Origin of the sequence: Actinoallomurus acaciae (assembly GCF_042429965.1) — a bacterium.
Lineage (GTDB): Bacteria > Actinomycetota > Actinomycetes > Streptosporangiales > Streptosporangiaceae > Actinoallomurus > Actinoallomurus acaciae.
In genome coordinates this window covers 1-3,560 of the sequence record NZ_JBHLZP010000695.1, presented here as the reverse complement: position 1 = coordinate 3,560, position 3,560 = coordinate 1, and the positions used below count along the sequence as shown (strand labels likewise).

Here is a 3,560-nt window from a genome sequence, read left to right as displayed (position 1 = left end):
CTCTTGGCCGCCTCGGTGATGCCGGTGAGCGCGTTGGTCAGGCCCGGGCCCTGGTGCACCGACAGGACGCCGACGCCGCCGCCCGCTCGTGCGAACGCGTCGGCCATCGTGGCCGCGCCGCCCTCGTGGCGGGCCGCGACGAACCGTGCCCCGCTCGCCACCAGGGCGTTCGTGACGTGGAAGTTGCCGCTGCCCACGACGCCGAAGACCGTACGGACGCCCAGCGCGGCGAGCGCCTCGCCCACCGCCTCCGCGACGATCAACGCTCGACCAGGGCGAGGACCCGCGCCGGGCTGCCCGAGCCGCCTACGATCGGCAGCGGCGAGGCGATCACCGCGGCGCCGCGTGCGGGCAGGCGGTCGAGGTTGCGCAGCTGTGTCAGCCCGTACTTGCCCGCGCCCAGCAGGAACGAGTGGCAGGGGAACGGCGGGTCCAGCGCGGGCGCGCCGCCCGCGTCGGTGCCGACCGTCTCCACTCCGAGCCCCAGGATCGGCGTCTCCTCGGCCAGCCAGCGCGCGCACTCCGCCGAGATCCCCGGTGTGTGCGAGGCGCCGCTCTCGTCGGCGTTGAGGAACGCGTCCTGCTCGCCCGAGCGCGCGTCCCAGCCGGTGCGATAGAGCAGCCAGCCGCCCTCGGGCAGCGGCCCGTTGGCCTTCGTCCAGTCGAGTACGTCGTCGATGCCGAGCAGGAAGTCGGGGTCGGCGGCCACCCGGTCGGCGACGTCCAGCACGACCGCCGGGGCGATGAGCCGCCGCGGTGCCACCTGCGAGACGTCGTCGCCGTCGCGGCCGGTGATCCAGTGCACCGGCGCGTCGAAGTGGGTCCCGGTGTGCTCACCGGTGACGATGTCGTTCCAGTACCAGGCGGGCCCGCGATCGTCGTACCGGCTGATCTCCCGCAGCGAGAAGTGCTCGGTGTTGCCGAACGGCTCCGGCAGCTTGAGGATCGGCGTGTCCTCCGAGAGCGGCGCGGTCAGGTCGACGACCTCGATCGAGCCGTCACCGATCGCGGCGGTCAGTTGAGCGAGCAGCGACATGCGTCCTCCCACCGGCCCGTACGCGGAGGGAGTCCCCGCGGACAGTGGCCCCGAACGTACCCGGCGCGGGACGGCGGCGGCCAGCCTCCGGAACGCCCGGTGGAAAACCGTGGACGCCTCCACTCCTGAATTCTTCGCTTCGCCTAGTGGGGCGTTAATGTCTGACATCTGGCGCTTTACCGACCAATGGACAACGAGTCGTGGTCGTCCTGCGTCCCAATGGGGGAGCGGAACTTTTCTCGTATGGCCACGGGCCTGCGAACGGACTGATGAGGTGTGATGGCGGACAACGGCGCCGACGGCCCGGCCAAGGACGTCGACCCCCGGCCCGAGCCCACCGAGCCCGAGCCCACCGAGCCCGAGCCCACCGAGCCCGAGCCTACGAAGGCCGAGCCCACGAAGGCCGAGGCAGAGGCCGCGGAGCCGGAGTCGAAGCCGGACGAGGCGGAGGCCGAGGAGACGCGGGCGCCCGAGCGCGCGAGCGCCGACGGTGGAGAACCCCCTGCGGCGAAGCCGGACACGCCCGAGCCGCCCCGGCGCAAGCGCCGCCGCGGCCTACGGTGGGTCGCCGCCGTCTCCGCGGTCGTCGTGCTCGCCGCCGGCGGGACGGTCGTGTACCTGTACGAGCACCTCCAGGGCAACATCCACAAGGAGCACGTCGAGGACCAGCTCGGCGCCAACCGCCCCGCGAAGCTGAACAAGTCGATGAACATCCTGCTGCTCGGCTCGGACTCGCGCGACGGGGCGAACAAGGCCTACTGGTCGCCCGACATCAGCGGAGAGCGCTCGGACACGACGATCCTGCTGCACATCTCGCCCAACCGCGACCGGGCGGTCGCAGTCAGCTTCCCGCGCGACTCCATGGTCCAGGTGCCCGGCTGTACCAAGAAGAACGGCCAGAAGGTCGCGCCGTACTTCGGCATGCTCAACTCCGCCTTCGCGTACGCGGGCGCGCCCTGCACGTGGAAGACGATCGAGTCCACCACCGACATCCACATCGACCACTACGTCAAGATCGACTTCACCGGCTTCAAGCGGGTCGTCGACGCCCTCGGCGGGGTGGAGATCTGCGTGCCGCACGCGGTGTACGACCCGCGCGCCAACCTCAACCTCAAGGCCGGCCGCCAGGTCGTCAAGGGAAACGACGCGCTCGGCTACGTACGGACGAGGTACGGCCTGGGCGACGGCTCGGACCTGGAGCGCATCCAGCGGCAGCAGAAGTTCATGGCCTCGGTGGTCAACAAGGCCACGAGCAGCAGCATGTTCGCGGACCCGGCCAAGATGTACCGGTTCCTGGACGCGGTGACCAAGTCGATCGCGACCGACGACAAGCTGAGCATGTCGGCGATGCGCAAGCTGGCCACGAGCCTGCGGGGGATGACCGCGGGCACCGTGCGGTTCGTCACCGTCCCGACCCAGGTCTATCCGCGGGACCCGAACCGGGTGCAGTGGAACACGGCCGAGGCGAAACCGCTGTTCGAGGCCATCCGCCGGGACGACGCGCTCCCCGCGCCCGCCCCGGCGCCGCCGCAGGCCGAGCAGCCCAAGCCGCAGGACGTGAAGGTCCGCGTCGTCAACGGCTCGAAGAAGGCGGTCAAGGACCTGCGGACCCACCACTTCCAGGTGACCGCGGCCAAGGGCCCCGTGCAGCAGGAGACCAAGATCCTCTACGGCACCGGCGCGGAGCGCCAGGCGGACGCGCTGGGCGTCGTCGTCCCGGGCGTGCGGATCCTGCCCGACGCGACGGTGCCCCCGGGCACGGTCTCCCTGGTCGTCGCCCCGGCCGGCGTTCAGGTGACCCCGGAGATCCCGAAGGTCAGCGGCGAGATCAAGGCCGACCAGGTCTCCTGCTAACGAATGCTCTCAGGCCCGTGGCCCTGAGCGCGGTTGCCCGATGCAGCCCGGCGCGCCGGGCGTGGGTCGTCGGCCGCGGCCGGGCTCAGGGCGGCTTCGGCGACGACCGCGCAGATGAGTCTGCCGGTGACGGAGATGTCGACCGGCGTGATGACGCCCGCCTCGGTGAGCCGCTCCACCGGCTGACACACGATCCCGCCCGTGGCCCGCTCATCGCCCGGCCGAGGACTCCGGGGACGATCCGGCGGGACCGTTCCGAGGCCGTGATGTCGAGGTGGGCGCCCACGGCGGCCATGACGTCCGGCCATCCGAGCGCCGAGGCCGGGGGGGGAGCGCGATCTGCTCGGCGGCCTCGCGCCGCACGCGCTCCAGGACCGCCGTGAAGACCGCCTCCTTGTTAGCGACCGTTAAAGCGCTCCCTTGGCGAAGCGCGCGGCCTCGTCGAGCGACGTCGCGCGACAGCCCGCCGAGACGAAGTGCCTCGGCCGCATCCAGGAGTGATCGGCGGGTCTGCTCCCCGTACATCGGCCGGTTCGTGACGGCCGTCGCCGTACGGCCGTCCGCCTGGTGGCGGCCGGGCATCGGGCGACCACGCGCCGCGCCTCACGACGGCTCTGGGCGTGACCCGTCCGCCGCCGGATCGGCCGAGCTCGCCGCGGGTGGCGCGCCG

General features: G+C 72.0%; 4 protein-coding genes. 1 reads left to right on the top strand and 3 read right to left on the bottom strand.

The window, feature by feature from the left end; translation table 11 throughout:
• Positions 1-263 (bottom strand): thiamine pyrophosphate-binding protein (locus ACFFNX_RS45210; RefSeq protein WP_378212471.1); only part of this gene is annotated, 263 nt, incomplete at its 3' end.
• On the bottom strand, positions 260-1,036 hold the full coding sequence (locus ACFFNX_RS45205; protein WP_378212469.1) for a cyclase family protein: 777 nt from the start codon (positions 1,034-1,036) through the stop codon (positions 260-262). The genes ACFFNX_RS45205 and ACFFNX_RS45210, both read right to left, overlap by 4 nt.
• Before the next feature lie 279 nt (positions 1,037-1,315).
• On the opposite strand from ACFFNX_RS45205, the gene ACFFNX_RS45200 reads away from it, so the two are divergent.
• Entirely contained in the window at positions 1,316-2,890 is a 1,575-nt protein-coding gene (locus ACFFNX_RS45200) for an LCP family protein (protein ID WP_378212467.1), read from the top strand.
• Here the strand turns inward: ACFFNX_RS45200 and ACFFNX_RS45195 are convergent.
• The gene (locus ACFFNX_RS45195) at positions 2,887-3,198 is read right to left on the bottom strand and encodes a TetR family C-terminal domain-containing protein (protein ID WP_378212465.1); all 312 of its coding nucleotides are present in this window, start codon (positions 3,196-3,198) and stop codon (positions 2,887-2,889) included. The two genes, ACFFNX_RS45200 and ACFFNX_RS45195, sit on opposite strands and share 4 nt — an antisense overlap.
• Positions 3,199-3,560: the final 362 nt, after the last annotated feature.

What these genes read in the sequence shown, in the direction of transcription:
- ACFFNX_RS45205 (WP_378212469.1), bottom strand. Translation starts at nt 1,036, where the DNA reads ATGTCGCTGCTCGCTCAACTGACCGCCGCGATCGGTGACGGCTCGATC.
- ACFFNX_RS45200 (WP_378212467.1), top strand. Translation starts at nt 1,316, where the DNA reads ATGGCGGACAACGGCGCCGACGGCCCGGCCAAGGACGTCGACCCCCGG.
- ACFFNX_RS45195 (WP_378212465.1), bottom strand. Translation starts at nt 3,198, where the DNA reads ATGGCCGGACGTCATGGCCGCCGTGGGCGCCCACCTCGACATCACGGC.